The sequence below is a fragment of the Streptomyces sp. NPDC008313 genome (genome assembly GCF_042956125.1).
Classification (GTDB): Bacteria; Actinomycetota; Actinomycetes; order Streptomycetales; family Streptomycetaceae; genus Streptomyces.
Genome location: NZ_JBIBFR010000010.1, coordinates 273634 through 282093 on the forward strand (window position 1 = coordinate 273634; position 8460 = coordinate 282093).

Genomic DNA, 8460 nt, shown 5'->3' on the forward strand with positions numbered 1-8460 from the left:
GGCCCTTTCCCCCATGCGACCGGCCCGTCGAGACACGCGACCGGCTTTTCACACCAGATGACTCGGAGAGACTGAGATGGCGAACGACGAGAAGCTTCTCGACTATCTCAAGCGCGTCACCGCTGACCTCCACCAGACTCGGCGACGCCTGCAGGAGGTCGAGAGCCAGGAGCAGGAGCCGATCGCGATCGTGGCGATGAGCTGCCGCTACCCCGGCGGTGTCACCACCCCCGAGGAACTCTGGCAACTCGTCGCCGAAGGACGCGACGCCGTCTCGGAGTTCCCCACCGACCGTGGCTGGGACACCGGCCGGCTGCACGGACAGGACGCGGACCAGCCCGGCACCAGCTACGTCCGGGAAGGCGGCTTCGTCCACGACGCCGGCGACTTCGACCCCGGCTTCTTCGGGATCAGCCCGCGCGAGGCGCAGGCCATGGACCCGCAGCAGCGGCTCATGCTGGAGGTGGCCTGGGAGGCGTTCGAACGAGCCGGTGTCGACCCCTCCTCGGTCCGGGGCCGGCAGATCGGCGTCTTCGCCGGATCAGGCATTCAGGACTACCAGGCACTCCTGGACGCGGCGCCCGAACTCGCCGAGGCCTACATGACCACGGCCGGTTCGGCGGCGGTCATCTCCGGCCGCGTCTCCTACGTACTCGGACTCGAAGGACCCGCCGTCACGGTCGACACGGCGTGCTCGTCGTCGCTGGTCGCCCTCCACCTCGCCTGCCAGGCCCTGCGCCAGGGCGAGTGCACCATGGCGCTCGCCGGTGGCGTCATGGTGATGTCCACCCCCTCCCCGTTCATCGCCTTCAGCCGCCAGCGCGGCCTGGCACCGGACGGCCGGTGCAAGGCGTTCGCGGAGGCGGCGGACGGCACCGGCTGGGCCGAGGGCGCCGGTGTCCTGCTGGTGGAGCGGCTGTCGGACGCCCGCCGCAACGGCCACCCCGTCCTCGCCGTCGTCCGCGGCAGCGCCATCAACCAGGACGGCGCGAGCAACGGCCTCACCGCACCCAACGGCCCCTCGCAACAACGGGTCATCCGCCAGGCCCTCGCCGCCGCCCAGGTGCCCGCGTCCCAGATCGACGTCGTCGAGGGGCACGGTACGGGGACGACGCTGGGTGACCCGATCGAGGCGCAGGCGCTGCTGGCGACGTATGGGCAGGGACGCGCGGAGGACCGGCCGCTGTGGCTGGGCTCCATCAAGTCGAACATGGGCCATGCCCAGGCGGCGGCCGGGGTGGGCGGCATCATCAAGATGGTCATGGCGATCCGCCACGGCCACATGCCCCGCACCCTCCATGTGGACCAGCCTTCCACCCACATCGACTGGTCGGCGGGCAGCGTACGGCTGCTCACCGAGCCCGTCGACTGGCCCGAGCGGGAGCACCCGCGCCGCGCGGGCGTCTCCTCCTTCGGTGTCAGCGGCACCAACGCGCACATCATCCTGGAACAGGCCCCCGACACGACGCCGGACGAGACACCGGACGAGGACGGCACGGCACCGGCGGAGCCGACCGACGCGGGGCCGCTCCTGTGGCCCGTCTCCGGTCGCGACACGGGCGGTCTCCACGCACAGGCGGAGCGCCTCCACGCCTTCATGGGTGAGCGTGAGGGGTTGTCGGCGGTCGATGTGGGGTTCTCGCTGGCGATGTCGCGGGCCGCGTTGGAGCGGCGTGCGGTGGTGGTGGGTGCGGGCCGTGAGGAGTTGCTGCGCGGTGTGGCGGCGGTGGCTGCGGGTGAGCCGGCTGCCGGTGTGGTGCGGGGTGTGGTCTCGGACGGTCTGACGGCGGTGCTGTTCACGGGTCAGGGGAGTCAGCGGCTGGGGATGGGCCGGGAGTTGTATGCCGCGTTCCCGACGTTCGCTGCCGCGTTCGATGCTGTGTGTGCGGAGTTGGATCCGTTGCTGGGGCGGTCGTTGCGGGAGGTGGTGTGGGGTGAGGATGCCGGGCTGTTGAACCGGACTGTCTTCGCTCAGGCGGGGTTGTTTGCGGTGGAGACGGCGTTGTTCCGGTTGGTGGAGTCGTGGGGTGTGCGGCCGGACTTTGTGGCTGGGCATTCGATCGGTGAGCTGGTCGCGGCGCATGTTGCTGGTGTGTGGTCGTTGAAGGATGCGGCTGTGCTGGTGGCGGCGCGGGGCCGGTTGATGCAGGCGTTGCCGGAGGGCGGGGCGATGCTCGCCGTCCAGGCGACCGAAGAGGACATCACACCGCTGCTGAACGCTGAAGTAGGTCTCGCGGCCGTCAACGGGTTCTCGTCCGTGGTGGTTTCCGGCACTACAGGTGCTGTGGACGTCGTCGAGGAGCATTTCGCGGGGCTGGGGCGGAAGACGACCCGGCTTCGGGTGTCGCACGCCTTCCATTCGCCGCTGATGGAGCCGATGCTGGCTGAGTTCCGTGCGGTCGCCGACTCGCTCACATACTCCGATCCGTCGATCCCGGTCGTCTCGAACCTGACGGGTGCCGTTGCGTCCGCCGAGGAACTGCGTGACCCGGGCTACTGGGTGCGCCATGTCCGTGAGGCCGTACGGTTCGCCGACGGCGTGCAGGCCCTTCGCGCCCAGGGCGTCACCCGCTTCGTCGAGTGCGGCCCCGATGCCGTGCTGACCGCGCTCGCCCAGCAGTCCGTGGAGGGCGACGACTGCACCTTCTCCGCGCTGCTGCGTAAGGCCCGTGACGAAGGCACCACCGCCGTCAGCGCACTCGCGCAGGTCTTCGCGTCGGGCGGCGATGTCGACTGGGCGGCGTTCTACGCGGGCCGGGGTGCCCAGCGCGTCGACCTGCCCACGTACGCCTTCCAGCGCGAGCGCTACTGGATCGACGCGCAAGCCGGTACCGCCGACGTCACGTCCGCCGGGCTCGACGCCACCGAGCATCCGTTGCTCGGTGCCACGGTCACGCTCGCCGACACTGACGGGGTTGTGCTCACCGGCCGGCTGTCCACGGGCACCCAGCCGTGGCTTGCCGACCATGTGGTGGGGGAGACGGTGCTGTTCCCCGGGACCGGCTTCGTGGAGCTGGCGATCCGGGCGGGCGACCAGGTCGGCTGCGACGTGATCGAGGAGCTGACGCTGGAGGCGCCGCTGGTGCTTCCCCAGCACGGCGGTGTACAGGTTCAGGTCACGGTCGGCGCGGCGGACGCGGCCGGCGCGCGTCCTGTCACGGTGCACTCCCGCCTCCAGGACACGTCCGCCGACCTTCCGTGGACGCGGCACGCTGCGGGCATGCTGACCCCGGCCGGACGGCGGGCGGCCGAGCCGGCCCCGCAGGACGCGGCGCAGTGGCCGCCGGCCGGTGCCCAGTCCGTCGAACTGCGCGGACTGTACGAGGGGTTCGCGGAAGCGGGGATGGCCTACGGGCCGGTGTTCCGGGGCCTCGACTCCGTGTGGACGTCGGCTGATGGCGGAGAGGTGTACGCCGAGGTCGTCCTCGCGGAGCAGGCCCGTACGGGTGCGGAGCGGTTCGCACTGCACCCCGCCGTACTGGACGCCTGTCTGCACGCGGCGGTCTTCACCGGGGCCATCGGTGAGCAGGGAGCGCTGCCGTTCTCGTGGTCGGGGGTGACCCTGCACGCGGCGGGCGCCTCCCACGTACGGGTTCGCCTGGCGGCGAAGGGGTCCGGCACCGTGACCGTCGAGGTGACGGACACGGACGGCCGGCTCGTGGCGTCCGTGGACTCGCTGGCTCTGCGGCCCATCTCGGCCGAGCAACTGGCGGCGGCGGCCTCGGCCCACGGCGAGTCGCTCTTCAAGCTGGACTGGTCCCCGCTGCCGACCACGGAGACGTCCCGCGTGCCGTGGCGGCTGTGGGACGAGGTCGCCGACGTGACGGGTCCGTCCACCACAGCGGACACCGCCGCGACGGCCGTCGTGCCGGAGGCCGTCGTACTGCGCTGCGAGACCGCCACCGGCGGCGTCGGAGCGTCCCCGGCCGGTGCCGGTGCCGGTGCCGGTGCCGGTGTTGGTGCCAGTGCCGTCCACGACGCCGCGCACCACGTGCTCGAGGTGCTGCAGGCATGGATCGCGGATGACTCCTTCGCCCGCTCCCGGCTGTTGATCGTCACCCGGGGCGCCGTCGGTCTTGCCGGGGAGGACGTCACGGACCTCGCGGCGGCGTCGGTGTGGGGCCTGGCCCGTGCCGCACAGTCCGAGAACCCGGACCGGATCGTCCTGGTGGACACGGACGACGCCGTCGACCTCGACACGCTCGTCGCGACCACCGTGGCGACGGGCGAACCCCAGCTCGTCGTACGCGGGGGAGTGCCGCACGCCGCCCGGCTGACCAGAGCCGTCGTGAGCGCGCGTACCGACGGCGCCACCCCTGCGGGCACGGTGCTGATCACGGGGGCCACCGGTTCGCTGGGAGCCTTGTTCGCCCGGCACCTCGTGACCGAGCACGGCGTACGGAGCCTGCTGCTGACCAGTCGCAGCGGGATGTCCGCCCCCGGCGCCGCCGAACTGTGCGCCGAACTGTCCGGGCTGGGCGCCGAGGTCGACCTGCGGGCCTGCGACGTGGCGGACCGCCACGCACTCGCCGAACTGCTCGACGGCGTGCGGCTGACCGGCGTCGTCCACACGGCCGGCGTACTGGACGACGGCGTGCTCGGGTCGCTCACCCCCGCACGCCTGGACACGGTACTGCGTCCCAAGGTGGACGCCGCGCTCCACCTGCACGAACTCACGTCGGACATGGACCTCTCCATGTTCGTGATGTTCTCCTCGGCCGCCGGTGTCCTGGGCGCTCCAGGCCAGGGAAACTACGCCGCGGCCAACGCCTTCCTCGACGCCCTCGCGACCCATCGCCGCGCCCGCGGACTCGCGGGACAGTCCCTTGCCTGGGGTCTGTGGGAGCAGTCCGGGGGCATGGCCGACAGCCTGGACGGCACCGGCCGGTCGAGGATCTCCCAGACCGGTATGCACGCCCTGACGCCTGAGGAGGGCCTCGCCCTCTTCGACACCGCCCACGCCACCGGCGAACCGCTGCTCGTCCCCGCCGGGATCGACGTGCCCGCACTGCGCGCACAGGGCGACGACCTGCCCCTCGTGTTCCGCGCCCTGGTGCCGGTGTCACGACGGCGCAGTTCCTCCGGCGGATCAGACGGGTCGGGAGCGCTGCGCCGCAGGCTGGCCGCCCTGCCGGAGGCCGAATGGCAGGACGTACTGCTCGAGTTGGTGCTGGGCAGGGTGGCCTCGGTGCTCGGTCACACCGGCCCGCGGGCCGTGGAACCCGGCAGGGCCTTCCAGGATCTCGGATTCGACTCGCTCACCGCTGTGGAGTTCCGCAACGCCGTCGGCGAAGCGGTCGGCATGAGGCTCCCGGCCACCCTCGTGTTCGACTACCCGACCCCGGAGGCCCTGGCCGGCCATCTGCTGGAGCAGGTGGCCGGTGCCAAGGAGGACCTCACCTCCGTCGCCCCCGTTCTCGCCTCCGACGACGAGCCGATCGCGATCGTCGGTATGGCGTGCCGCTACCCCGGGGGTGTGGCCTCCCCGGAGGATCTGTGGCGGCTGGTGGCCGACGGCGTCGACGCGGTGTCGGAGTTCCCGGTCAACCGCGGCTGGAACGTCGAGCAGGTCTACGACCCCAGCGGCGAACGGCCCAACACCACATACACCCGCGAGGGCGGCTTCCTCCACGACGCGGACACCTTCGACCCCGCGTTCTTCGGGATCAGTCCGAACGAGGCCCTGGTGATGGACCCGCAGCAGCGACTGCTGCTGGAGACCACCTGGGAGACGTTCGAGCGGGCGGGTATCGACCCGGCCACTCTCAAGGGCAGCCCCACCGGCGTGTTCGCCGGAATGATGTACCACGACTACGCGGCCAACAACAGCACCGGCGCCATCGCCTCCGGTCGGGTGTCGTACGTGTTCGGCCTCGAGGGGCCCGCGGTGACGGTGGACACGGCGTGCTCGTCGTCGCTGGTCGCCCTGCACCTCGCCGTCCAGGCGCTCCGCTCGGGCGAATGCTCCCTGGCCCTGGCCGGTGGCGTCGCGGTGATGGCCACGCCCGAGGTGTTCGTCGAGTTCAGCAGGCAGCGCGGTCTGGCCTCGGACGGTCGCTGCCGGTCGTTCGCCGCGTCCACGGACGGCACGGGCTGGGGCGAGGGCATCGGCATGCTCCTGGTGGAGCGGTTGTCGGACGCGCGTCGCAACGGCCACCAGGTGCTCGCCGTCGTCCGGGGCAGTGCCATCAACCAGGACGGCGCGAGCAACGGCCTGACCGCTCCCAACGGGCCGTCGCAACAACGGGTCATCCGTCAGGCCCTCGCCGGGGCGGGCTTGTCGGCAGCGGATGTCGACGCGGTCGAGGCGCACGGTACGGGGACGACGCTGGGTGACCCGATCGAGGCGCAGGCGCTGCTGGCGACGTATGGGCAGGGACGCGCGGAGGACCGGCCGCTGTGGCTGGGCTCCATCAAGTCGAACATGGGGCACACGCAGGCGGCGGCGGGCGTCGCGGGCATCATCAAGATGGTCATGGCCATGCGCCACGGTGTCCTGCCGAAGACCCTGCACGTGGACGCTCCCACGCCCAACGTGGACTGGGAGGCGGGCGCGGTGGAACTGCTGACCGAGGCCCGGGACTGGCCCCGGACGGGCCGCAACCGGCGCGCGGGCATCTCGTCCTTCGGGCTCAGCGGTACGAACGCGCACGTGATCGTGGAGGAGGCGCCGGAGGGGGCGGAGGCTCCGTCTGCGGAGTCCGTGTCCCCGGCGGTCGGGTCGTCGGTGGTGCCGGTGGTGGTGTCGGCGCGGGCTGTGGAGGCGGTGGCGGGGCAGGCGGAGCGGCTGGCTGGGTGGGTCGCGGAGCGTCCGGGTCTTTCGGTGACGGATGTCGGTTTCTCGTGTGTGACGACGCGGTCGGTGCTGGAGCATCGGGCCGTGGTTGTCGGGCGGGGCCGCGATGAGCTGTTGGCGGGGCTGGCGGCTGTCGCGGAGGGTCGTGGCGGGGCGTTGGTGGGCCGGGCTCGTCCGGGTGGCCGTACCGCGGTGCTGTTCACCGGGCAGGGGAGTCAGCGGCTGGGGATGGGGCGGGAGTTGTATGCCGCGTTCCCTGTCTTCGCTGCCGCGTTCGATGCGGTGTGTGGCGAGTTGGATCCGTTGCTGGGGCGGTCGTTGCGGGAGGTGGTGTGGGGCGAGGACGCTGAGCTGCTGAACCAGACTGCCTATGCCCAGGCGGGGTTGTTTGCGGTGGAGACGGCGTTGTTCCGGTTGGTGGAGTCGTGGGGTGTGCGGCCGGACTTTGTGGCTGGGCATTCGATCGGTGAGCTGGTCGCAGCGTATGTGGCTGGTGTGTGGTCGTTGAAGGACGCGGCTGCTTTGGTGGCGGCGCGGGGCCGGTTGATGCAGGCGTTGCCGGAGGGCGGGGCGATGCTCGCCGTCCAGGCGACGGAGGACGAGGTTCTGTCGCTCCTGGATGACGAGGTGGGTCTCGCGGCGGTCAACGGGCCGTCGTCCGTGGTGGTTTCGGGCACGGCAGCAGCTGTGGGCGTCATTGAGGAGCACTTCGCGGGGCTGGGGCGGAAGACGACCCGGCTTCGGGTGTCCCATGCGTTCCATTCTCCGTTGATGGAGCCGATGCTGGCCGAGTTCCGTGCGGTCGCCGACTCGCTCACGTATGCCGATCCGTCGATCCCCGTGGTCTCGAACCTGACCGGTGCCGTTGCGTCCGCCGAGGAGCTGCGCGCCCCGGGCTACTGGGTGCGCCATGTCCGTGAGGCCGTACGGTTCGCCGACGGCGTGCAGGCCCTTCGCGCCCAGGGCGTCACCCGCTTCGTCGAGTGCGGCCCCGATGCCGTGCTGACCGCGCTCGCCCAGCAGTCCGTGGAGGGCGACGACTGCACCTTCTCCGCGCTGCTGCGCAAGGTCCGTGCCGAGGACACCACCGCCGTCAGCGCACTCGCGCAGGTCTTCGCCTCGGGCGGTGAGGTCGACTGGCCGGCGTTCTACGCGGGCCGGGGCGCCCAGCGCGTCGACCTGCCCACGTACGCCTTCCAGCGCGAGCGCTACTGGCTGGGGACACGCGAGTACATGGCGGACTCCTGGTACGGAGGCGAGGCCGTGGACATCTCGGCGGCCGGCCTGCGTGCGGCCGAGCATCCGCTGCTCGGTGCTGCGGTCGCCCTCGCCGACACCGACGGAGCCGTCCTCACCGGAAGGCTCTCGGCCGACACTCACGGGTGGATCGCCGACCACGATGTGCTGGGCCGGGTTCTGCTGCCGGGCACCGGGTTCGTGGAGTTGGCGATCCGCGCGGGCGACCAGGTCGGCTGCGGCCTGTTGGAGGAGCTGACCCTTCAGGCGCCTTTGGTTCTGCCGGGGCGTGGTGCGGTGCAGATTCAGGTTGCGGTGGGGGCTGCGGACGAGGGTGGGGCGCGTGCGGTCTCGGTGCACTCGCGGGTGGAGACGGCGGGTGGGGAGGACGGTACCGGCTGGCTTCTGCATGCGCAGGGTGTGGTGAG

Annotated in this window: 1 protein-coding gene; it reads left to right on the forward strand. The window is 71.6% G+C overall.

What is annotated here, in order from left to right; translation table 11 throughout:
- Positions 1-76: 76 nt before the first annotated feature.
- On the forward strand, positions 77-8460 hold an 8384-nt coding region (locus ACFY93_RS16200; RefSeq protein WP_391358630.1), incomplete at its 3' end, for an SDR family NAD(P)-dependent oxidoreductase.